Source organism: Limimaricola sp. AA108-03, from assembly GCF_050847355.1.
Taxonomy (GTDB): domain Bacteria; phylum Pseudomonadota; class Alphaproteobacteria; order Rhodobacterales; family Rhodobacteraceae; genus Limimaricola.
This window is the reverse complement of record NZ_CP193755.1, coordinates 706,525-727,720: the sequence shown is the minus strand read 5'-3', so window position 1 is coordinate 727,720 and position 21,196 is coordinate 706,525. Positions and strand designations below refer to the sequence as shown.

Genomic DNA, 21,196 nt, shown 5'->3' with positions numbered 1-21,196 from the left:
CAATACCTTCGGAGGAAAACCATGAAGCGGGAACGTGCCGAGGTGATCGCGCTGGGAGCGCTGGGCTGGCTCGCGGCCAATGACGAGTTGTGGCCGGTCTTTCTCGGCTCGACCGGCGCCGCGGCGGAGGATCTGCGCGACCGCGCGGCCGAACCCGCCTTTCAGGCCTCGGTGCTGGAGTTCCTGACCATGGACGACGCTTGGGTCACGAGCTTCTGCGACGGCGCCGGGTATGACTATGACGAGCCGCATACCGCCATGCTGGTGCTGGCGGGGCCGTCGCGGATGAACTGGACATGAAGCCCACCGCGCTGATCTTCGACAAGGACGGCACGCTGTTCGACTTCCATGCCACCTGGGGCGGCTGGTCGCGCGGGTTGATCGAGGCAGAGGCCGAGGGCGACCCGGTCCGAATCGCGGCGATCGCCGCGGCGCTCGGCTATGACCTCGAAACCGGGCGCTTCGCACCTGACAGCCTTGTTATCGCCTCGACCACCGCCGAGATCGCCGATGCGATGCTGCAGCATCTTCCGGGCTGCGACCGACAGGCCCTGATCGCGCGGATGAACGCGCGGGCGGCGGAGGCGCCGCAGGTCCCGGCGGTGCCGCTCGCGCCGCTCTTTGCCAAGTTGGCGGCGCGCGGCGTGGCGCTGGGGCTGGTGACCAATGATTCCGAGGCTCCCGCCCGCGCGCATATCGGCGCCGCCGGTCTGGCCGCGACGTTCGGCTTCGTCGCCGGGGCCGATAGCGGCTTCGGTTTCAAACCGGGCCCCGGCCAGCTGCTCGCCTGCGCCGAGGCGCTGGGCGCGGCGCCCGACGCCTGCGCGATGATCGGCGACAGCCTGCACGATCTGAAGGCCGCCCGCGCCGCCGGGATGATGGCGGTGGCGGTCCTGACCGGGCTGGCGCCGCGCGACGCGCTGGCCCCGCATGCGGATCTGGTGCTCGACGATATCGGCGCTCTCCCGGACTGGCTCGATGCGGGAGAGATCACGCAAGCGTGATGTCGGGCGTTGCAACTGGCATCGCGGCACCGCCGTGTCTGCTGGCGTCACGAGGGGGCAAGCACGCCCCCCCGAACCGTCAGGGAGACGACATCATGAACCTCAAGGCCATTCTCACCGGCACCGCGCTTGCCTTCACCTCGACCATGGCTCTGGCCGAGACCCACGCCGAAACCGGCAACCCGATGGTCGGTGGCGCCGCCATGTTCCCGGAGATGAACATCGTCGAGAACGCGGTGAACTCGGCCGATCACACCACGCTTGTCGCGGCCGTGCAGGCCGCCGATCTGGTGGAGACGCTTTCGAGCGAGGGTCCCTTCACCGTTTTCGCGCCGACCAATGCCGCCTTCGAAGCGCTGCCCGAGGGCGCGGTCGAAGAACTGCTCTTGCCCGAGAACAAGGACCGGCTGACCGAGATCCTCACCTGCCACGTCGTGGCGGCGAACGCGATGTCGGATGCGATCTCCGGCATGATCGCGGATGATGGCGGCATGCACGAGGTCGAGACCGTCGGCGGCTGTACCTTTACCGTCAGCGAAGGCGAGGACGGCACCATCATGATCACCGATGGCCAGGACCGCACCGCCAGCGTCACCATCGCCGACGTCAAGCAGTCGAACGGCGTGATCCATGTGATCGATACCGTGTTGCTCCCCGCCGTCGAGTAACCCCCGGGCAGCGCGCCGGGATCGGCTTTTTCATTCCGGCCGTCGAGCCCGCCGCACGTTACGCGGCGGGCTCTCTCGCGCGATATGGCACCGGTCTGCCGCGCGGCATGGCGACGCAACCCCGGCGCATGGTCTTTCCAAATGCTCTCGAAGCACTCATGTGAGGGGCAAGACGCCACCTCCCGAGGAGCCGCGGATGAGCGAGCACCCCCCCCAGCCGAACGCAGAGACCGAGGACCGACCGACGCGGCCCGCGCTACTGCGCGGCTTTCGCAAACGTTGCCCGAACTGCGGCGAAGGGGGGCTGTTCCAAGGCTATCTCAAGGTGGTCGACCGTTGCCCGGTCTGCCGCGAGGAGTTGTGCCACCATCGCGCCGATGACGGCCCCGCCTATCTTACCATCCTGATCGTCGGCCACCTGCTCGCGCCGGTGATCCATGTCGGCTTCACCCGGTTTCGCCCCGAACCTCTGGTGATGGCGACGGTGCTGACCGTGGTCGCCGTGGCGCTGTCGCTTTATCTGTTGCCGCGCCTCAAGGGGCTCGTGGTCGGCATCCAGTGGGCGCGGCGCATGCACGGCTTCGGCAAGGTGCATTGATGCAAGGCGCTGCGGCACCGCGCGACGCGGCGACGATCATCCTGCTGCGCCACATGGCCGAGGGCCCGACGGTGCTGATGGGTCGGCGCGGCGCGGGGGCGGCCTTCATGCCGTCGAAATACGTGTTTCCCGGCGGCGCGCTCGACCCGGTCGATGCCCGCGTGCCGCTGGACGCCCCGCTTGGCCCCGAGCGCGAGGCGGAGCTGGGGCCGATGGCCGGGGCGCTGGCAGCCTGCGCGATCCGCGAGCTTTGGGAGGAAACCGGGCAGATCCTCGGCCGACCCGGCGATTGGCCGGACGCGCCGCCGGGCTGGCGCGGCTTCGCCCGCTCGGGCCACCGCCCCGACGCCGCGCCGCTCTTGCCGATGTTTCGCGCGGTGACGCCGCCGGGGCAGTCGCGGCGCTTCGATGCGCGGTTCTTTCTTGCCCCCGCCTCGGCGCTGGCAAGCGATCCCGATGATTTCTCGGGCGCCGAGGACGAGTTGGCGCATCTGCACTGGGTGCCGCTTGCGCGCATCGACGCGCTCGACCTGCCCGACATCACCCGGCTGGCGCTGCGCGAGTTGCAGGCGCGGCTCGACGATCCCTTGGCCCGCCGCCCGGTGCCTTTTTATCACGGCACGATGGAGGCCCGCGCAATGCGCGGCTGAGCCCGGCGGCTCACTCCTGCGGGTCGGGCTGGCGTTCGGGCGGGCGGCCCACCGCGGCGCCCGCGCCCTCCGGCTCGGGCAGATGCGCATGCGCCTTGGCCACGCGTGCCAGCTTGTCCTGAAGCTCCGACGGCGGCATCACCGCCCGGCGGCTTTCGAGATCGACATGCACCAGCATGTGCTCCCCGGTGGCCACCAGCCGCGAGTTTTCCCACATCCGGTGGAAGATCCGCAGCCTGCGGCCTTCGGCCAGAAGCAGCCGCGTGTCGATCTCGATCCGGGCCCCCGCGTGAACCTCTGCAAGATGCCGGATATGGGTCTCGGCCGTGAAGTAGCTGTGGCCGCAGGCGATGTATTCGTCGTCGCAGCCCACCAGCGCCAGGAACCGATCTGTCGCGTCGCCGAAAGCCTGCAGGTAGCGATGCTCGGTCATGTGGCCGTTCTGGTCACTCCAGTCGAGCGGCACCGCGCGCGCGCCGGTCGGCAGCGGCGAAGTGAGCGACAGCGCGTCGAGGCTCCGGGCGGCGCCGCCGATCCGACGTTCGGCCGCGTTCAAAAGCCGCCCCGCGCCCCAGTCGCGCGCCTTGAGCCCGCGCAGGATCGCCACGAGATTGGCGTCGCGAATGCGCTCCAGCTCCGCGATGGAGCGGCGACCGGATTGCGCGTCGGACTGGCTGGCGATCGTCTCGACCAGCTCGTCGGTCAGTTCCGGCACGTCGGTGAGCTTGCTCCAAGGCCATTTCAGCGCCGGGCCGAACTGGGTCAGGAACTGCCGCATCCCCGCCTCGCCGCCGGCGATGCGGTAGGTTTCGAACAGCCCCATCTGCGCCCAGCGCAGACCGAAGCCGTAGCGGATCGCATCGTCGATTTCCGCGGTATCGGCGACCCCGTCCGAGACCAGCCACAGCGCCTCGCGCCAGACGGCCTCGAGCAGCCGGTCGGCGATATGCGCGTCGATCTCGCGGCGCAGGAACAGGGGATGCGCACCGATGTCGCGCAGCGTCGAGCGGATCCGGTCGATCCGCGCCGTGCCGGTGCCGGGCCCGGCGACGACTTCGACCAGCGGAATCAGGTAGACCGGGTTGAACGGATGCGCCACGACGATCTGGCCCGGCCGCGCCGCCCCCTCCGACAGCTCCGAGGGACGAAAGCCCGAGGTCGAGGAGCCGATGATCGCGGCCTCGGTACAGGCGCCTTGAATCGCCGCATAGATCTCGTGCTTGAGATCGAGCCGCTCGGGCACGCTTTCCTGGATCCATTCGGCGCCTTCGACCGCCTCGGCGAGGTCGTCGTGAAAGCTGATCCTGCCCTCATCGGGCAGCGCCACGTCCCACAGACCCGGCATCGCGGCGCGGGCGCGATCGATCACCTCGTTGATGCGGCGTTCGGCATCGCGGTCGGTGTCATGGATGCGCACGTTCCAGCCCATCAGCGCGAAGCGGGCGGCCCAGCCGCCGCCGATGACCCCGCCGCCAATGATCGCCGCCGTTCTGGCCCCGGATGCCGCCATGGTTCAGCCCTCCCGTGCGGTCTTCAGAGCATCGGTGTCATAGCCGTTGAAGTCCAGCATTTCGCGCGCCGCCCGTGCCCGGTCGGCTCCGGCCTGACCGGGGCGATCCATGATCCAGCCATATTCGCCACCCGGCGCGCCGATCACCGCGGTGCGGAAATCATCATCGGTCCAGAGCAGCCACCAGGGCTCGCCGCCGATATCGAAGCGTCCGCGCCCCTCTGCCGTCACCGGCACGAGCCGTGCCTCGCCTGCCCCTGCGATCCGCGCGACCCCGCCGCCCGAGGCGTCGAGGCGCAGCGTCACCCGGTCGCCAAGCGCGACCGGCCCGCCGGGATAGGCGGCGGCGACGATCCAGTCGCCGTTCAGATCGGAGGCGCTGCCGCGCAGGCTCGAGGCGATCGGCGCGCCCACGGTCCGGAACACTGGCGGGGGCACTGGCGGCTCCGCCGCGCCGCAGGCCGAGAGCAACAGCAATGCCGCAAGCGCCCGCCTGGGCGCGAGGCGGACCTGCGATGGGATGGTGACGGTCACGGTGCCCTCCTCGGGTCGCAGGGGACGCCCGGGCATGGCTGCGCCGGGCGGGGGTTCTCGGTTCAATAGGGCAGCGGGTGCTGCTTGTGGGCAGCGTCGATCTCGGCCACCACCTCGTCCGACAGCACCACCTCGCGCCCCGCGAGGATGCGCTCGAGCTGATCCGTGTTGGTCGCGCCGAAGATCGGGCAGATCGGGAAAGGCCGCGTGCGCTGCCACGCCAACGCCATGTGCACCGGGTCGAGCCCGTGGCGCGCGGCGATGTCGAGATAGGCCTGCGTCGCCGCGATCACCCGGTCTGTCTTGCGACCGCCGAGATCGCCATTGATCGCCAGCCGCGAGCCCTCGGGCACGCCGTCTTGATACTTGCCGGTCAGATACCCGCAGGCCAGCGGCGAATAGGCCAGCAGCAGCACCTCCTCGTTCACCGCCATCTCCGCCATGTCGGTGTCGTAGAGCCGCGACAGCAACGAGTATTCGTTCTGCACGGAGACGACGCGCGGTCCGCCGATGGCCGCGGCGCGGTCGATCCAGCGGGTGGTGCCCCAAGCGGTCTCGTTCGACAGGCCGAATGCGCGGATCTTGCCCTCGGCCACCAGCGCCTTCAGCGTTCCGAGCACCTCGTCCATATGCGCAAGCGTCCGCTCGGCGTTCTGGTCCGAGGGATCGTAGGACCAGTAGCGACGGAAATGGTAGTGGCCGCGCTCGGGCCAGTGCAGCTGGTAGAGATCGATCACCTCCGTCTTGAGCCGCCGCAGCGAGCCCTCGACGATCTCGCGCAGATTGCCACCATCATAGCCCTTGCCGTCGCGGGCCCAGCCCGGGTTGGGGCCGGCGGCCTTCGTGGCGATCTTGTAGGCGCCGCGCTTGCCGCTCTTCTCGATCCAGTTGCCGATGAATTCCTCGGTCCGGCCCACCGTCTCGGCCTTCACCGGGTTCACCGGGTACATCTCGGCCGCGTCGAGGAAATCGATCCCGGCATCGAGCGCCATGTCGAGCTGGCGATGCGCGTCGTCCTCGGGGGTCTGGCTGCCATAGGTCATGGTGCCGAGGCACCATTCGCTGACCTCGATGCCGCTGCGGCCGAGTGGGATCTTCTTCATATGGGGCCTTCCTGTCGTCCTGCCGGGCCACACGCGCCCGGTCCGCGAGGCGCAGAGGTAGGGCGGCTTGGGCCGGTGGGCAAGCGTTCAAGGCCGCACTGGCCTTGGGCGGGCGGGATCGCTACATGGGGCCCCGGACGCATCGAAGGACGGCAGCACAGCATGGCACGGCATCTCATCACCTCGGCCATCCCCTACATCAACGGGATCAAGCATCTGGGCAACCTGGTGGGCAGCCAGCTTCCCGCCGACCTCTTCGCCCGCTACCAGCGCGGGCGCGGTCACGAGGTGCTGTTTCTCTGCGCCACCGACGAGCACGGCACCCCGGCCGAGCTGGCCGCCGCCAAGGCCGGCAAGCCGGTGGCCGAGTACTGCGCCGAAATGCACGAGACGCAGGCCGAGATCGCGCGGGGCTTCCGGCTCTCCTTCGACCATTTCGGCCGCTCCTCCAGCCCGCAGAACCATCGTCTGACCCAGGCCTTCGCCGCGCGTCTCGACGAGGCCGGGCTGATCGAGGAGCGGGTCGAGACCCAGATTTACTCCAAGGCCGACGGCCGCTACCTGCCCGACCGCTACATCGAGGGCACCTGCCCCAATTGCGGCTTCGAGAGCGCGCGCGGCGACCAGTGCGACAACTGCACCAAGCAACTCGACCCCATCGACCTGATCGAACCGCGCTCGGTGATCTCCGGCTCCACCGATCTGGAGCCGCGCGAGACCAAGCATCTCTACCTGCGCCAGTCGAAGATGCGTGGCGAGCTGTCGGACTGGATCGACAGTAAGACCGACTGGCCGGTGCTGACCACCTCGATCGCCCGCAAGTGGCTCAATGACGGCGACGGGTTGCAGGATCGCGGCATCACCCGCGATCTCGACTGGGGCATCCCGGTCCGGAAGGGCGAGGCCGAGTGGCCGGGCATGGAGGGCAAGGTCTTCTACGTCTGGTTCGACGCGCCGATCGAATACATCGCCTGCGCCCAGGAATGGGTCGATGCGGGCAAGGGCGAGGATTGGGAGCGCTGGTGGCGCACCGACAAGGGCGCCGACGACGTGCGCTACACGCAGTTCATGGGCAAGGACAACGTGCCGTTCCACACCCTGTCCTTCCCCGCGACGATCCTCGGCTCGGGCGAGCCGTGGAAGCTCGTCGATTACATCAAGTCGTTCAACTACCTGAACTATGATGGCGGCCAGTTCTCGACCTCGCGCGGGCGCGGCGTGTTCATGGATCAGGCGCTTGAGGTGCTGCCCGCCGACTACTGGCGCTGGTGGCTGCTGAGCCACGCGCCCGAAAGCTCGGATGCCGAGTTCACTTGGGAGAACTTCCAGCAGTCGGTGAACAAGGATCTCGCCGACGTGCTCGGCAACTTCGTCAGCCGAGTCACCAAGTTCTGCCGCTCCAAGTTCGGCGAGGAGGTGCCGGCAGGCGGTGCCCATGGCGAGCGCGAATTGGCGCTGATCGCCGATCTGGAGCGCCGGGTGCGCGCCTATGAGGGGCACATGGACGCGATCGAGGTGCGCAAGGCTGCGGCCGAGCTGCGCGCGATCTGGGTCGCGGGCAACGAATACCTGCAGGACGCCGCGCCTTGGGCCAGCTTCAAGACCGATCCCGAAGCGGCGGCGATGCAGATCCGTCTCGCGCTCAACCTGATCCGGCTCTACGCGGTGCTGTCCGCACCCTTCATCCCCGATGCCAGCGCGCAGTTGATGGAGGCGATGAAGATCGATGACGACGCCTGGCCCGGGAACGTGGCCGAGGCGCTGTCGGTACTGCCGGTGGGACATGGCTTCGCGGTGCCGGACGTGACCTTCCGCAAGATCACCGACGAGGAGCGCACCGACTGGCACGCGCGTTTCGCCGGAATCCGGAGCTGAGGAGAAAAAACCCCGGCACCTTATACATCCGGACTGGATCGATTTCCCGAGAGTTGCGCTAGACTGGCCGCGCAGCAAGGGAGTTTACCATGACCCAGCCTTTTCATCGTATCCCGTCCACCCGCGGGACCCTTTCCTCGTCCGTTCTTAACGCCGGGACGACCCGAATCGCCGGGATGGCGATCTTGACGGGTGGCCTGATCGGCCTCGGCCTGATGGTGCCATTGATGCTTTTGTGGCGCGGCCTTGCCGGGACGCTGCCGGAGCCGGGCGGGCTGTGGCCCGCGCTGCTGACGTTGCCGACGCTGTTCGCGGCGGGCTGGAGCGCCGCCGCGCTGTCGGGGGCCACGCGCCGCCGGGTCGCGGCGCTGCACGGCGTCGGGGTCTGGGCGCTGCTGCTTGTCGCGGTCGCCGCGAGCGCGATCTTCGCGCCCGGCGCGGTCGATCGCGCGATCCCGGGTCTGTCGGCGCTGACGCCGGTCGGTAATGGTGACCTCGTGCTCGGCACGCTGGCCCTGGCGGGGCTTTGCGCGGCGGCGCTAGGGGCCAGCCTGGGCATGGACGACAGCTGATCTAGCGCCCCGGCCGCAACTCCAGCGTCAACTCGCGGCGACGGCCGTCGCGCAGCAGGGTCAGCGTCACGCTGTCACCCGGCCGATGCCGGTCGACCAGCGCCAGAAGATCGTCGAGCCCCTCGACCTCTTCGCCGTCGAGCGCGATCACCACGTCGCCCGGCAGCAGCCGGCCGCGTGCGACCCGCGCCGGTTGGACCCCGGCGCGCGCCGCCTCCGAGCCCGGCGCCACGTCGAGAACGAGAGCCCCCGGGAGACCCTGCCGGTTCACCGCCGCGTTGATCCGCGCATCGAAGCCCAGCCCCAGCGAGGGCGGGCTGTAGCGCCCGGTCTCTATCAGCTGCGGCACCACCCGCGCCACGGTCGAGACCGGCACCGCGAAACCGATCCCGGCGCTGGCGCCGGAGGGGCTGTAGATCGCGGTGTTTACGCCGACCAGCCGCCCGCGCGCATCGAGCAGCGGCCCGCCCGAATTGCCCGGATTAATCGCCGCATCGGTCTGGATCAGCCCGCTGATCGCGCGCCCCGCCTCGCCGGGCAGGTCGCGGTCCAACGCCGAGACGATGCCGGTGGTCAGCGTCCAGTCCAGCCCGAAGGGGTTGCCGATCGCCAGCACCGACTGGCCGACCTCCAGACCGCCCTCCCCCGGCTCCGGGCGCGGCAGAGGGGCGGGCAGCGCATCGCCCCTGATGCGCAGCACCGCGAGGTCATGGCTCGGAGCGCGGCCCACCACCTGCGCCTCGAGCGAGCGGCCATCGGCAAGCTGCACCAATGCACGGCTCGCGCCCTGGATCACGTGGTCATTGGTGACGACATGCCCTTGTGCGTCCCAGACGAAACCCGAGCCCGAGCCGAGTTGCGTCTCGCCGGTCCGCCGGGTGAACGGATCGATGATGCGGGTCGAGGTAGTGATCGCCACGACGCTGTCGCGCGCGGCGCGGAACACCGCGATGGTACGCGCCTCCTCGATCTCGAGGCTGGCCGGGCCCGGCGGCAGCGGCTCTGTCTCCGGCGGCGAGGCTTCCGTCTCGACGGCATAGCGTCCGGCCAGAAAGGCCGCGATCAACATCAGGGCAAATGCCACCCCGGCAAGGCTGGCGCGCATGCTCGCTCCTTCGCTCGATATTGCCGCTCCATCGGCTCGTGCTAGGTGGAGCGGTGATCCCGGCCGCCAAGCGGCCGAAGCCATTTTCACGGGAGTTACCCTTTGCGATACGTGCTTTCCACCCTTCTCGCGCTGGGCCTCGGCGCCTCCAGCGCAGCAGCCGCCACCTGCGGCAACGACGCCTTGGGTTTCGAACGCTGGAAGCAGGAATTCGCTGCCGAGGCCGCCGCGCAGGGCGTGGGTCAGGCCGGGCTGAACGCGCTGTCCCAGACCAGCTACGCCCAGCGGACCATCAATGCCGACCGCAATCAAAAGAGCTTCGACTATTCGCTCGACAAGTTCATGCAGGTGCGTGGCGCCGATACGATCGTCGCGCAGGGGCGCCAGAAGCTCGCCTCCAATCCCGGCTTCTGGCAGAGCCTCGAGAGCCAGTACGGCGTGCCCGCGGGCGTGCTGATCGCGATCCACGGCATGGAAACCGGCTTTGGCAATTTCATGGGCGACAGCAACGTGCTTTCGGCGATCGCGACGCTGGCCTATGACTGCCGCCGCTCGGATTTCTTCTCGCAGCACGCGCTGGCGGCGCTGATGCTGGTGGATCGCGGCGCGGTTTCGCCCGGTTCGATCGGCGCGATGCATGGCGAGCTGGGCCATACGCAGTTCCTGCCGGGCAACATCCTGCGCTATGGCGTGGATGGCGACGGCAATGGCCGCGTCGACCTCACAAACCTGACCGACGCCATGGCCTCCACCGCCAACTACCTTCGGCAGAAGGGCTGGCAGCCGGGCGCCGGCTATCAGGAGGGGCAGCCAAATTTCCGGGTGATCCAGGAATGGAACGCGGCGGGCGTCTATCAGAAGGCGATCGCGCTCATGGCGGCGCGCATCCAAGGCTAGGGCCTTGCGGCGCGGGCGGGGCTCAGGCCTCGACCCGCGCCTCGATCCGGGACCGTGCCGCCGCGAGCGCTCCGGACACCTGATCTTCCAACTCCGCGACCTCTTCGGGGGCCAGATGCGTGGGCGCGCGCAGTTCCAGCGCGCCCAGCATCTCCGCGGGACCGAAGAGCCCGAGCATCGCAGCACCCCCCCGCAGCTTGTGCAGAATGCCCACCGCGTTTTCGCCATCGGCATCCTGGGGCGGGGAGGTGAGCCGAGCGCTCGCCTCGCGCCACTCGCTGCTGAAGCTGTCGAGCGCGCGGCTCACCCGCTCCGGTCCGAGCATGTCGAGCATTTCATCGAAGGCGTCGGTGTCGATGTCCGCCGTATCGCTCGCTTTTGCCGGCGGTGGCGATGGCGGGTCCTCGACGAGGCTGGCGAGGATCTTGCGCAGCACCGGCAGACGCAGCGGCTTTGCATAGACTTCGTTCATCCCCGCCGCGATACCTGCGAGTCGCGCCTCGGCCGAACCATGCGCCGTCAGCCCGATGATCCGGGGCTCGTTCCGGTCCGGCAGGAATTCGCGGATCTCGCGCGTCGCGTCGATGCCGCCCAACACCGGCATCTCGAAGTCCATCAGCACCAGATCGAAGCACTCCTCGCGCAGCAGTGCCACGCCTTCGGCGCCGTTCGGCGCCTCGGTGATCTCGTGCCCGAATTGTTGCAGCATGCCGCGCAGCACCATGCGGTTCACGGCGTTGTCCTCGACCACCAGCACCGACAGGCTGGTGCCGGGCGCGGCCGGGATCACGGCTTGGGGCTCGGGCGCCTCGATCGGGGCCGCGACGCTCTTCAGCGGTAGCTGCAGGTAGAAGCTGCTGCCCTTGCCGGGCGTGCTCTCGACCGTGATGTCGCCCGACATCAACCGGGCCAACCGCCGCGAGATCGCGAGCCCCAGACCGTCCGAGCGCCCCTGCCGCCCCTCGGGGCGGGCACGGATCACGAATTCGGTGAAGACCCGTTCGATATCCTCCGGCGCGATGCCGATGCCGGTATCGTGCACCCCGATCTCGACCGCGCCCTCCTCGAGCTGGAGCGTCACGGTGATCGAGCCGCGCTCGGTGAACTTGATGGCGTTGCCGATCAGGTTGGTGACGACCTGCGCCACGCGGTTCGGATCGCCCTCGTACCATTGACCGAGATCCGCCTCCTCGGCCACGAGTTCGAGCGGCAGGTCCTTTTCCGCCGCCAGAGGCCGCAGCACCGACAACAGCCGATGCAGCATCGGGCCCGGCGCGAAAGGCACGGTTTCAATCACCTCTTCGCCGGTCTCGATCCGGGTGATGTCCAGCGATTCGTTCACCAGCTGCAGCAGGATCTCGGCCGAGGCCAAGGCGATCCCGACCTGTTGGCGCTGTTCGGCCGAAAGGGTCGAGGTGTTCAGCAGGTCCAGCACCCCCATGATGCCATTGAGGGGAGTGCGCATCTCGTGGCTCATCACCGACAGGAAGCGCGACTTCGCCCGGTCCGCCCGCTCGGCGGTATCGCGCGCGGCGATCAATCGCTCCTGACTGGCCTTGAGCTCGGTGATGTCGCGCAGATAACCGATGAAGACCGGCGCATCCGGCCCATCGACATGGGTGATCACCGCCTCGATCGGAAAGATCTCGCCACTGCGCCGCCGGGCGACGAGTTCGACCCGCCCCGCATCGATCAGATACTCGTGCCCCTTCGCTGCGAAGTTGCGAAGCCGCTCGTCGAAGATCTGGCGCCGCTCCGCCGTCACCAGCGTTTCGCGGACGTTCTGGTTCAGGATCTCGTCCTTGCGCCAGCCGAACATCTCCTCGGCGGCGGGGTTGAAATCGACGATCCGGCCCTGTTCGTCGGCCACCACGATCGCATCGAGCGAGTTGCCGATGACCGAGTTGAGCCGCTCGGCGGTGCGCGACAGCACCCGATCGCGGTCCATCACGCGCCGCCGCTGCACGTCGATCAGCCGCAAGAGCGCCCCGAGCAGGATCAGCAGCAGCCCCCCGGCCAGCGCGGTCAGCTCGGCCTGGCGGCGCACCTGGTGACGGTAGGCCTCCGCATCCTCGGCAAGAACATCAAGACCGTTGAGCGACAGCTCCCGCATCACCGGCTGAATGTCGAGAGTTTCTCGATAGATCGCCTCCAGATCGGCGACGCTTGCCCCGTTGGCGAACAGCGCGTCGACCCGGTCGGCGTAATCATCGACAGCCTCCAGCAGTTCCGGCACCCCCTCATGCACGGACAGCGCGCGGCCGATCTCGCCGCTGCGCACCAGACCGAGCCGGCTCAGCAGAATGTCGAAGCGCAGCTGCAGCCCGCTGGCATTGCCGCGCACGCCCTGTGCCGCGGCGATCACGTCCCGCGCGAAGATCGCGGTCTCGAGCTCGAGCTGGGCGAGGGTCCACTGGGTGTTGTCGATGCCCGCGGTTTCGAGGTCACGGATCTGCCGGCCGAGAATCCAGCCCAGCGACAGCACCAGCGTCAGCAGGATCGCCGCCGCAAAGCCAAGGCCGCTGCGGACGTTCAGCCGGGGCGTCGATCTCCCGGCGAATGGCTTGGGGATGTTCACGCCGCCCGCGCTCACTCCAGCACGATCATCTGCGCCAGCTGCCAGATGCTGCGCTTGTAGGTTTCCTCGGTGCGGTACTCCGCCGCGCGATCAAAGGGATAGATCAGCCAGTAGGGGCCCTTCTCTCGGATCGAAACGGTCTCGCCGTCGATCCGGGTGGCCACGATCGGCAGCTCGTCGCCGATATCCTCGATCGGGATCTGCACCCGGTAATCATTAAGGGCGACCAGCTCCAGCGTCGCGCCGCTCTGCTCCATCATCTCGCCCATCCCGGCTTCTTCGAGCAGCGTCGCGACCGATACACCGGAATAGAGGCTGCTGCCGTCGGTCCAGATGGTGCTCGTCTCGAAGCTGACCTGCGGCAGCGCATCGAGCGCCTCGAGATCGAAGGAGACGAGCCCTTCGTCCTCCTGCCCCACCTGCAGCACGCCGGGCTCCACATAAAACGGGTCTTGAAGCTCTGTCGAGCTCGCGTAAGTTGCTACAGTGGCCAAGCTCAGCCCGGTGAGGGCGCTCTTGATGGCTTGATTCATATCGACCCCTTTCCCGATCCGGTTATGGCCAGTGCGACCGTGTGCAGAATGCGCGATCTGCACGCATATTGCGAATCCCTTTCGCCGAGCAATATCCAAGCGTGGCAGCAATGCCCCAATAAAGGGTATACACTCGGCCATGGGTATCTGGCGCCTCGGATTCGCCCATTTCGCTACTTAACGATCCTCAGTATGCTAACCTCACCGCCGTCTCGCGCCGGCCCAGACGTTCAAGATGAAACCGAGAGGACGGATATGCGTATCCTGATTGCCGACGACCACGACCTCGTACGCGAAATGATGGCCGCCTATCTCGAGCGCGATTGCGGCGCGAAGGTGGTGCAGAGCTCGAGCTTCGACGATGCGATGGCCGAGATCGCCCGCAGCGGTGCGTTCGATCTGGTGCTGCTCGACTACCGGATGCCGGGAATGCGCGGGCTCGAAGGGCTGCATGCGGCACTCGAAGCGTCGCAGGGCAAGCCGGTGGCGCTCATCTCGGGCACCGCGGACAAGACGATAGCCGAAGAGGCGCTGGCCGCCGGTGCCGCGGGCTTCCTGCCCAAGACCATGTCGGCCCGGTCGATGAGCAACGCCGTGCGCTTCATGACCATGGGCGAAACCTATGTGCCGATCGACTTCATGACCGCCAAGGAGACCGAGAACCCGGCCCTGGCGCATCTGACCCCGCGCGAGCGGCAGGTGCTCGAAGGCATCAAGAAAGGTCAGTCGAACAAGGAGATCGCGCTCGACCACGACATCCAGGAGGTCACGGTCAAGCTGCACGTCAAGACGCTCTGCCGCAAGATGGGCGCGAAGAACCGCACCCAGGCGGCGATGATGGCCCGCGACCAGGAAATGGTCTGAGCCGCCGGTTCGTCCCCTGTACGCTCAGCCGACCCGACGCAGGAAGTCGCGGGTGCGCGGGTCCTGAGGGGCGTCGAAGATCTGGCTCGGCGGCCCCTGCTCGACGATGCGCCCGCCTTCCATGAAGATCACCCGGTCGGCGATCTCGCGCGCGAACTGCATCTCGTGGGTGACGATCAGCATGGTCTGGCGCGCCTGCGCCACCTTGCGCATCAGGTCGAGCACCTCGCCCACCCATTCGGGATCGAGCGCCGAGGTCGGCTCGTCGAACAGCATCAATTCGGCGTCGAGCGCCATCGCCCGGCCGATGCCCACGCGCTGCTGCTGCCCGCCCGAGAGCGCGGCCGGATAGCTGCCCGCCTTCTCCGCGAGGCCGATCTCGCGCAGGATTTCGTCGGCGCGCGCCTCGGCCTCGGCGCGCGGACGCTTCTGCACCGTGACCAGCGCCTCGGTGATGTTCTGCCGCGCGGTCTTGTTGGCGAAGAGCGCATAGTTCTGGAACACGAAGGCGGTGCGGCGGCGCACCGCGAGGATCTCGGCCTTGGTGGCCTTCGCGGCATCCACCGTCATGCCGTTCAGCCGGATCGTCCCGGCATCGGGCCGGTCGAGGAAGTTGAGGCAGCGCAGCAACGTCGACTTGCCGGTCCCCGAAGGCCCGATCACCACGATCCGCTCACCCGGTGCGACGGACAGGTCGATGCGGTTCAATACCGGCGTGCCGCCGAAATTCTTGGTCAGTCCCGAAATCTCGATCATCGCGCATAGGCCCTGTTGAGACGGATCTCGACGCCCCGCTGCAGCAGCGACAGCGCCTCGACGATGATCCAGTAGAGCACCGCCACCACGAGGAACGCCTCGAAGTAGAGGAACGAGCCCGCCGCCTCCTTCTGCGTGGCACCCATCATCTCGGTCACGCCCAAGGTAAAGGCCAGCGAGGTGCCCTTGATCATGTCGATGAAGTAGTTGACCAGAGTCGGCGCCGCGACGCGTGCGGCCTGCGGCAGCACGATGCGCGCCATCATCTGGCCCTGCGTCATCCCCACCGCTTGGCTCGCCTCCCACTGGCTGCGATCGACGCCAAGGATCGCGGCGCGGATGCTCTCGGCCATGTAGGCCGAGAAGTGCAGCGTCAGCCCCATGATCGCGGCGGTGACGCCGTTGATCTGTGCCAGCGCCGAGACCACCTGCGGCAGCCCGTAATAGAACAGGAACAGCTGTACCAGGAGCGGCGTGCCGCGGAAGAAGCTGATGAACAGCTTCACGAAGCTGTCGAGCACGGGCACCTTCACCACGCGCTCGACCGCCATCAGGGACGCCAGCACCAGCGCGAAGGCCATGGCGGCGAGCGCCATGCCCAGCGTCAGCGGCACATAGCCGAGGATCACGGGCACCAGACCCAGCATGTAGTCGAGATCGAGCGCCCGCATAAGTTTACTCCGCCGAAGTGATGTCGGCGTCGAACCACTTCTGCGAGATCTCGGCAAGCGTGCCGTCCTCGCGCAGATCGCTCAGCGCCGCGTCGATGCGGTCGCGAAGCGCGCGGCCTTCCTCGTCGTCACGGAACGGCAGCGCGTTGCGGATCTCCGAGAAGGGCTGCCCGGCCAGCGCCAGCGGCAGCGGGCTTTCCTTGATCACCTGCGCCGAGGAAACGCGGTCCATCACGAAGGCGTCGACCCGGCCCAGCGCCGTGTCCTGCTCGATATTGCTCTCATAGGTGCGGATGTCGATCTCGTCGGCATAGGGCAGCTCGTTGAGAAGCTGCTCGAAGTTGGAGCCCAGATTGACCGCGACCGAGCGGCCCTTGAGATCCTCGGGGCCGGTGATCTCGTCCTCGTTGCCGGCCTTCACCACCACCTGCGCGCCGTCATAGACGTAGGGCTGCGTGAAGACGAACTTCGCCTCGCGCTCGGGCGTGATGGTGATCTGGTTGGCGATGGTGTCGATGCGGTTCGATTCCAGCGCGCCGACGAGGCCCGAAAAGGACATGGTGACGTATTCGACCTCGAGCCCGGTCTCCTCGGCCACCGCATCCATCACGTCGACCTCGAAGCCCTGCAGCACGTCCTGCTCGACGAAGGTGAAGGGGAAATAGCCACCCGACATGCCGACCCGCAGCGTGCCTTCGCCCTCGGACTGGGCGGCGGCCGTGGAGGCGATCGAGGTGGCGGCGAGGCTTGCGAAAGCGAACTGTTTCAGCATGGCGGTGTCCTTTCGGTTTGAGCGAGGGAGGTAATGCGCCGGGCGGGGAAGGATCAATGGAGTTTCGCAATAAGGATCGGGCGTTCTGCACGCGACGCGGTGGCGAAACGTTATCATCTTTGGGCCGTTTCGGGCGGAACGCTGTCCGCCACCTCGCGGGCTCCCGACCCCGCCGATTGTCGCGCGAGGGCCGCTCTGGTATCCAAACCCATCGCCTCGGCAGCACCGGAAAGACCGCGACATGGCCCTGATGGACGACCCGCAGCGCATGGCCGATCGGCTCAGGGCCCTGGCCGAGCTGGAACGGCGCCTGTCGTTTCGGATCAGCCGGTTGTCGAAGCTGCTCGACACCCATGCGGCGCGACAGCTCGCGGTGCATGGCACCGGCCTCACCTCGTACCGCATCCTGATGGTGCTGGGCATTTTCGGCGAAACCACCGCGGCGGATCTGAGCCGGCTGATGGTGATCGACCGGGCGCAGATCAGCCGCTCGGTGTCGGACCTCCTGGCGCAGGGGCTGCTGGAGCAACGCAGCGACGGCGCCAATCGCCGCCGCAGGCTGCTTCGGCTCTCGGCCACCGGGCAGGAGGCGTTGGGCACCTTCGAGCCGGGCCTGCTGGAGCGCCAGAAGGTGTTCGAGGAGCTTCTGGATGCCGAGGAGCTGCGTGGGCTGAACAGCGCGGTCGACAAGATCACCCGCTATCTCGCGGAAACGCTGGAAGCGCCCGATGCGGCCCCCGTGGCGCTGCGGCCGGGCAGCGACGCGACCGGCTAGGTCGATCCGATACGGATCTCGCCGCCCGTCTCCTCGACCGGCACCGGGATCAGCGCGCAGCCCTGACCCAGACCTTCCACCCCCTGCCCTGTCGCAGCATCGAAGCCGGCGGCGTGGTTCGAGCAGCGCAGCAGCCGCTCATCGGCCGAGAGCACCCGCCCGCCACGCCAGTCGAGCGGCAGGTGCTGATGTGGACAGGCGTTGAAATAGCCGAACAATCCGATCCCCGTCCGCACCAGAAGCAGGGGGAAGCCGTCAAGATCGAGACCGAGCGTGCCCGGCTCTGCAAGTGCTCCGGCGGTACAGACGGGAGCGCCGGGCGCGGGCGCGCGCGGCAGATCGCGCCAGTCGCGCGCGCCCATCGCCTCAGGCCTCGGCCTTGAGCACGCCGCGCTGGATCTGGTCGGCCTCGATCGACTCGAACAACGCCTTGAAGTTGCCCTCGCCGAAGCCGTCATCGCCCTTGCGCTGGATGAACTCGAAGAAGATCGGTCCGATCACCGTCTTCGAGAAGATCTGCAGCAGGATGCGGGTATGGCCGCCATCCACCACGCCTTCCCCATCAATCAGGATGCCGTGCTTCTTGAGCTTTTCGATCGGCTCTTCATGGCCGGTCACCCGGTCGTGGCTCATGTCGTAATAGGTCGCGGGTGGCGGCGGCATGAATTCGATGCCCTTCTCCGAGATCCGGTCGGTGGCGGCATAGATGTCCTCGGTACCGACCGCGATGTGCTGGATGCCCTCGCCTTTGTATTCGCGCAGATACTCCTCGATCTGGCTGTTCTCGTCGGCGCTCTCGTTGATCGGGATGCGGATCTTGCCATCCGGCGAGGTCAAGGCGCGCGAGGTCAGCCCGGTCTGCTTGCCCTTGATATCAAAGAAGCGGATTTCGCGGAAGTTGAAGGCCTTGGCGTAGAAATCGTACCAGGTCGACATGTTGCCGCGCTCGACGTTGTGGGTGAGGTGGTCGAGATAGTAGAATCCCGCTCCTTCGGGTTTCGGATCGGGCTCGCCCAGCCAGTCGAACTCGGCCTCGTAGCAGGAGCCCGTCTCGCCATAGGTCTCGATGAAATACAGAAGCGAGCCGCCGATGCCGATCACCGCCGGCACGTCGAGCGACTTGCCCGGGCCGGTGTATTCCTCGGCGCCGTAATCGAGCGCACATTTCAGCGCGTGCTGCGCATCGACCACGCGCCAGGCCATCGCGGGAGCGCAAGGGCCGTGCTCGGCCACGAACTGCGCAGCGTGGCTGCCGGCCTCGCGGTTGACGAGATAGTTGATGTTTCCCTGCCGATAGAGCGAGATGTCCTTGGTCCTGTGCCGCGCCACCTCCTCGTAGCCCATGCTTTCGAACAGGGCCTCGAGCCTGCCCTGCTCGGGATGCGCGAACTCGACGAATTCGAAGCCGTCGGTCCCGGCCTTGTTCACCTCGTCGATCTTGGCCTTCGGCGCGTCATGCGGAAACGGTCCCATGGGGTCCTCCTTGATGAGCGCATGGGTTGCGTGCCCCACCATGCTGTCCAGGAATGCCCGGCCCGCGGGGTGGCGGATCTCGTCGCCACGCCGCAGGATTAGCGCCGCATATGGTGCGTCGTCAACATTCAGGTTGCGGCCGCACATCCCCTGCCCGCCGCTGCCCGGCGCAGCCCCCTGACCTGGGCCAAGTGCCCAGCTCCGCAATCTCGTAGCCCTGCGGATAGCCGCGCCGAAACCGCGCCGTGACGAGGCGCGGGCGACGGCGCCTAGGCAGCAGCCGCAGGATCCCGGCGCGCAGCCGCATCGCCCCCAGCACGCCACGCCGCAACCACCCCGGGGGCGGCGCGAAGCCCATCGCGTCGAGCAGTGGCGCGTCCATCAGCGACAGCGCCATGGGCCGTCCCAGCCGGAACAGCGGGCGCGGCAGGTAAAAGCCCAGCAGAAGATCTAGCGTTGCCTCGCCCACCGCCCGGTTGCTCGACGCGAAACGCATGTAGCGCCTTTCGTAATCGGCATTCATTGCAGCGAAGGCATCGAAATCGGTAGGAATGTCCGCAATCCCCATGCGCGTCCCCAAGCCTCGGTAGTAGTTGGTCCAGGCCTGCCGCTCCGGGGTCGTCATGCTCCTCCGTCCGAAGCGCTCGAGCCAGCGGACAGGCTCGAGCACGAAGGTGCCGAGCACATAAAGCATGTCCTCGTTCGAGATCCGGTAGCAGCCATGCATCTCGTTGATGCGCCCGATCGCCGCGCGGCCGCGCGGGCTATCGAGCCCGTTCTCCAAGGGCTCCGACAGCAGCAGCTCGGTGTCGTCGTAGCGCTTCTCGGCGCCGCGTCCGAACTCGCCGGTGCGATCCAGTAGTCCCGAGATCGAAGGGATGGCATAGGTGCGAAACAGCGCGAATTCGAGCGCCCGTTCGATGTCCCAGGCGAAGGCGCAGGTGGTCAGCAACCGCGCGATCTCCTCGAAATCGCGCTCGGGCGACAGCGCGGGAATCCGGTCTTCGGGGCAAAGGCTTTTCATGCAAATCCCAAGGCAATCAGGGCGGGGCGCGCTCGTCACGCGCCACGGCACGAGGCTAGCCCCGCGCCGGCCGGGCCACAATCGCGCCGGAACCGAACCCGGCGCTCGACCGATGGGCCTGCATGAACGCCGGCCGTCGCGCCGGACGCCCCGCTGCGGAGACATGCCCGATGAGAGTCCTTGCCACGCTCCTGATGCTGATCCTGACCGGCACCGCTGCCTTTGCGCAAAGCGCCGCGACGCCCTCGGAGCCGCTGGTGATCGGCGTGTTCGAGCGCCCGCCCTATGCCAGTCGCACCAATGACGGGGCGTGGCTCGGCCTCGCCGTCGACCTGTGGCGGCTGACCGCCGAGGGCGAAGGCTGGCGTTACGAATTTCGCGACATCGCGCCCGAAGCCGCGGCCGAGGCGCTCTCGAACGACCGCGTCGACGCGGTGCTGGCGATGGACGCGACCCCCGCGGCCGAAACGGCGATGGATTTCAGCCACCCGCTGCATACCGCGACGATGGGCGTGGCCGTCCAGCAGCGCGCGGCGCTGCTGCGCGTGCTGGACGGGTTCCTGACCTGGCAATTCCTGCGGCTGGTGCTCGGCATCTCCGCGGTGCTGCTCGTGGTGGGCGCGCTGATCTGGTTGCTCGAGCGGCGCCGCAACGACGAGCAATTCTCGAAAAGCCCGCTCAGGGGGCTTGGCGACGGGTTCTGGTGGGCCGGGGTCACGCTGACCACCATCGGCTATGGCGACAAGGCGCCGGTCACGCTGCCGGGGCGCGTCGTCGCGATGCTGTGGATGCTGAGCGGGCTGGCGATCAGCGCGGCGCTGACGGCAGCGGTGGTCAATCTCACCGACATGCGCAGCTCGGTCGAACTGCCCGAGCGGTTCCATGACCAGCGTGTCGGCGTCGTCGATGGCAGTACCAGCGCCAGCTTTCTGGAGGCGGAGGGCGTGGAGTTGCGCCGCTATGGCTCGGTGGCCGAAGCGCTGCGCGCGATGCAGGCCGAGGAGGTCGACACCGTCGCCGCCGCACGACCGGTGCTGCAGGCCACGGTCGCCGAGAACGGCGCCTTCGACACGCAGGTGCAGCGCACGGATTTCGATCCGCACTACGTGAGCATCGCACTGCCAGAGGATTCGGAGTTACGCGAGCCGCTCAACCGCGCGCTGCTGACCCGGCTGACCAGCGAGAGCGGCTGGAACCTCGTCGCGCGCTACCTGCCCGAATGAAGGGAAAAGGC

Annotated in this window: 23 protein-coding genes; 11 read left to right on the top strand and 12 right to left on the bottom strand. The window is 67.8% G+C overall.

The genetic code is table 11. The annotated features are described in order from the left end of the window. The first annotated feature begins 21 nt into the window (after window positions 1-21). The 5 genes from ACRAQ3_RS03630 (at window position 22) to ACRAQ3_RS03610 (ending at window position 2,920) form a co-directional block, all read left to right on the top strand. Complete coding sequence (locus ACRAQ3_RS03630) at window positions 22-300, top strand: DUF3572 domain-containing protein (protein WP_269396445.1); 279 nt, start codon at window positions 22-24, stop codon at window positions 298-300. Next, the gene (locus ACRAQ3_RS03625) at window positions 297-1,004 is read left to right on the top strand and encodes an HAD family hydrolase (RefSeq protein WP_432255713.1); all 708 of its coding nucleotides are present in this window, start codon (window positions 297-299) and stop codon (window positions 1,002-1,004) included. Before ACRAQ3_RS03630 ends, ACRAQ3_RS03625 begins: the two co-directional genes overlap by 4 nt. Before the next feature lie 95 nt (window positions 1,005-1,099). Further along, a complete protein-coding gene (locus ACRAQ3_RS03620) occupies window positions 1,100-1,672 on the top strand; it encodes a fasciclin domain-containing protein (RefSeq protein ID WP_432255712.1) in 573 nt (190 codons plus the stop codon). A gap of 196 nt (window positions 1,673-1,868) precedes the next feature. After that, the gene (locus ACRAQ3_RS03615) at window positions 1,869-2,270 is read left to right on the top strand and encodes a DUF983 domain-containing protein (protein WP_432255711.1); all 402 of its coding nucleotides are present in this window, start codon (window positions 1,869-1,871) and stop codon (window positions 2,268-2,270) included. Then, complete coding sequence (locus ACRAQ3_RS03610) at window positions 2,270-2,920, top strand: NUDIX hydrolase (protein WP_432255710.1); 651 nt, start codon at window positions 2,270-2,272, stop codon at window positions 2,918-2,920. The genes ACRAQ3_RS03615 and ACRAQ3_RS03610 overlap by 1 nt, the downstream gene beginning before the upstream one ends. Window positions 2,921-2,930: 10 nt before the next feature. Here ACRAQ3_RS03610 and ACRAQ3_RS03605 read toward each other — a convergent pair whose 3' ends face one another. From ACRAQ3_RS03605 to ACRAQ3_RS03595, 3 genes are all read right to left on the bottom strand, one after another. After that, on the bottom strand, window positions 2,931-4,430 hold the full coding sequence (locus ACRAQ3_RS03605) for a carnitine 3-dehydrogenase (protein ID WP_432255709.1): 1,500 nt from the start codon (window positions 4,428-4,430) through the stop codon (window positions 2,931-2,933). A gap of 3 nt (window positions 4,431-4,433) precedes the next feature. After that, on the bottom strand, window positions 4,434-4,964 hold the full coding sequence (locus ACRAQ3_RS03600) for a lipocalin family protein (protein ID WP_432255708.1): 531 nt from the start codon (window positions 4,962-4,964) through the stop codon (window positions 4,434-4,436). 62 nt (window positions 4,965-5,026) lie between these two features. After that, window positions 5,027-6,067, bottom strand: coding sequence for an aldo/keto reductase (locus tag ACRAQ3_RS03595; RefSeq protein ID WP_432255707.1), 1,041 nt, complete (start codon window positions 6,065-6,067; stop codon window positions 5,027-5,029). A gap of 162 nt (window positions 6,068-6,229) precedes the next feature. On the opposite strand from ACRAQ3_RS03595, the gene metG reads away from it, so the two are divergent. Together metG and ACRAQ3_RS03585 are read left to right on the top strand one after the other, a co-directional pair. After that, window positions 6,230-7,942: a methionine--tRNA ligase gene (metG, locus tag ACRAQ3_RS03590; protein ID WP_432255706.1), complete on the top strand. Its 1,713-nt coding sequence runs from the start codon at window positions 6,230-6,232 to the stop codon at window positions 7,940-7,942. A 176-nt stretch (window positions 7,943-8,118) separates the two neighbouring features. Beyond that, entirely contained in the window at window positions 8,119-8,514 is a 396-nt protein-coding gene (locus ACRAQ3_RS03585; RefSeq protein WP_432255705.1) for a hypothetical protein, read from the top strand. A gap of 1 nt (window position 8,515) precedes the next feature. Here the strand turns inward: ACRAQ3_RS03585 and ACRAQ3_RS03580 are convergent, their stop codons facing one another. After that, window positions 8,516-9,619 carry a S1C family serine protease gene (locus ACRAQ3_RS03580; RefSeq protein WP_432255704.1) on the bottom strand — a complete coding sequence of 368 codons (1,104 nt, stop codon included), beginning with the start codon at window positions 9,617-9,619 and terminating at the stop codon, window positions 8,516-8,518. 102 nt (window positions 9,620-9,721) lie between these two features. On the opposite strand from ACRAQ3_RS03580, the gene ACRAQ3_RS03575 reads away from it, so the two are divergent. Then, on the top strand, window positions 9,722-10,516 hold the full coding sequence (locus tag ACRAQ3_RS03575; protein ID WP_432255703.1) for a lytic murein transglycosylase: 795 nt from the start codon (window positions 9,722-9,724) through the stop codon (window positions 10,514-10,516). Window positions 10,517-10,538: 22 nt separating this feature from the next. On the opposite strand, the gene ACRAQ3_RS03570 is transcribed toward ACRAQ3_RS03575, so the two are convergent. Together ACRAQ3_RS03570 and ACRAQ3_RS03565 are read right to left on the bottom strand one after the other, a co-directional pair. Continuing rightward, window positions 10,539-13,094: an ATP-binding protein gene (locus ACRAQ3_RS03570; RefSeq protein WP_432255702.1), complete on the bottom strand. Its 2,556-nt coding sequence runs from the start codon at window positions 13,092-13,094 to the stop codon at window positions 10,539-10,541. Window positions 13,095-13,105: 11 nt separating this feature from the next. Next, entirely contained in the window at window positions 13,106-13,627 is a 522-nt protein-coding gene (locus ACRAQ3_RS03565; protein ID WP_432255701.1) for an oxidoreductase, read from the bottom strand. 255 nt (window positions 13,628-13,882) lie between these two features. Here ACRAQ3_RS03565 and ACRAQ3_RS03560 point away from each other — a divergent pair, with 255 nt between their 5' ends. Next, window positions 13,883-14,491, top strand: a complete 609-nt coding sequence (locus ACRAQ3_RS03560; protein ID WP_085894441.1) for a response regulator transcription factor — start codon at window positions 13,883-13,885, stop codon at window positions 14,489-14,491. A gap of 24 nt (window positions 14,492-14,515) precedes the next feature. Here the strand turns inward: ACRAQ3_RS03560 and ACRAQ3_RS03555 are convergent, their stop codons facing one another. The 3 genes from ACRAQ3_RS03555 to ACRAQ3_RS03545 are packed head-to-tail and all read right to left on the bottom strand — an operon-like array spanning window position 14,516 to window position 16,690. Beyond that, window positions 14,516-15,247, bottom strand: a complete 732-nt coding sequence (locus ACRAQ3_RS03555; protein ID WP_269396430.1) for an amino acid ABC transporter ATP-binding protein — start codon at window positions 15,245-15,247, stop codon at window positions 14,516-14,518. Then, window positions 15,244-15,918 (bottom strand): amino acid ABC transporter permease, encoded by a 675-nt coding sequence (locus ACRAQ3_RS03550; RefSeq protein WP_269396429.1) that lies wholly within the window; start codon window positions 15,916-15,918, stop codon window positions 15,244-15,246. Before ACRAQ3_RS03550 ends, ACRAQ3_RS03555 begins: the two co-directional genes overlap by 4 nt. Before the next feature lie 4 nt (window positions 15,919-15,922). Beyond that, the gene (locus ACRAQ3_RS03545) at window positions 15,923-16,690 is read right to left on the bottom strand and encodes an amino acid ABC transporter substrate-binding protein (protein WP_269396428.1); all 768 of its coding nucleotides are present in this window, start codon (window positions 16,688-16,690) and stop codon (window positions 15,923-15,925) included. A gap of 241 nt (window positions 16,691-16,931) precedes the next feature. Here ACRAQ3_RS03545 and ACRAQ3_RS03540 point away from each other — a divergent pair, with 241 nt between their 5' ends. Further along, window positions 16,932-17,465 (top strand): MarR family winged helix-turn-helix transcriptional regulator, encoded by a 534-nt coding sequence (locus ACRAQ3_RS03540; protein WP_085894437.1) that lies wholly within the window; start codon window positions 16,932-16,934, stop codon window positions 17,463-17,465. Here ACRAQ3_RS03540 and ACRAQ3_RS03535 read toward each other — a convergent pair. The 3 genes from ACRAQ3_RS03535 to ACRAQ3_RS03525 all read right to left on the bottom strand — a co-directional run bounded on the left by ACRAQ3_RS03535 (window position 17,462) and on the right by ACRAQ3_RS03525 (window position 19,962). After that, window positions 17,462-17,827 (bottom strand): Rieske (2Fe-2S) protein, encoded by a 366-nt coding sequence (locus ACRAQ3_RS03535; RefSeq protein ID WP_269396427.1) that lies wholly within the window; start codon window positions 17,825-17,827, stop codon window positions 17,462-17,464. The two genes, ACRAQ3_RS03540 and ACRAQ3_RS03535, sit on opposite strands and share 4 nt — an antisense overlap. Before the next feature lie 4 nt (window positions 17,828-17,831). Continuing rightward, the gene (hppD, locus tag ACRAQ3_RS03530; protein WP_269396426.1) at window positions 17,832-18,938 is read right to left on the bottom strand and encodes a 4-hydroxyphenylpyruvate dioxygenase; all 1,107 of its coding nucleotides are present in this window, start codon (window positions 18,936-18,938) and stop codon (window positions 17,832-17,834) included. Window positions 18,939-19,059: 121 nt separating this feature from the next. After that, window positions 19,060-19,962, bottom strand: a complete 903-nt coding sequence (locus tag ACRAQ3_RS03525; RefSeq protein WP_432255700.1) for an oxygenase MpaB family protein — start codon at window positions 19,960-19,962, stop codon at window positions 19,060-19,062. Window positions 19,963-20,132: 170 nt separating this feature from the next. Here ACRAQ3_RS03525 and ACRAQ3_RS03520 point away from each other — a divergent pair, with 170 nt between their 5' ends. After that, complete coding sequence (locus ACRAQ3_RS03520; protein WP_269396424.1) at window positions 20,133-21,185, top strand: substrate-binding periplasmic protein; 1,053 nt, start codon at window positions 20,133-20,135, stop codon at window positions 21,183-21,185. Window positions 21,186-21,196: the final 11 nt, after the last annotated feature.